Raw genomic sequence first — 402 nt, 5'->3', positions numbered from 1 at the left:
TTGCTACACCTACTGATTATGACCCAAAAACCAATTATTTTAATACTTCCTCTGTTGAGTCGGTTATTCAAGATGTTATTGGCATCAACCCTAATGCGGTGATGGTGATCAAATCTACCGTGCCAGTGGGCTTTACTGCCAAGGTTAAGCAAAAATATCATTGCGATAATATTCTATTTTCGCCAGAGTTTTTACGTGAGGGTAGGGCGCTTTACGATAATTTGCATCCATCGCGCATTATTGTCGGTGAACGCAGCGAGCGCGCCAAAGTATTTGCTGATTTATTAGTGCAGGGCGCGGTTAAACAAGATATTGAGGTGTTATTTACTGACTCGACTGAGGCCGAAGCTGTTAAATTATTCTCTAATACTTATCTTGCGATGCGTGTAGCTTACTTTAATG

General features: G+C 41.0%; 1 pseudogene. It reads left to right on the top strand.

What is annotated here, in order from left to right:
* Positions 1 to 402: pseudogene (locus tag NBZ83_RS32700) on the top strand (UDP-glucose 6-dehydrogenase); the annotation flags it as partial.

Source organism: Frankia gtarii (assembly GCF_025403375.1).
Classification (GTDB): Bacteria; Actinomycetota; Actinomycetes; order Frankiales; family Frankiaceae; genus Frankia; species Frankia gtarii.
Note: the sequence above shows the minus strand (reverse complement) of the source record. Positions and strands in the feature narration are given on the sequence as shown.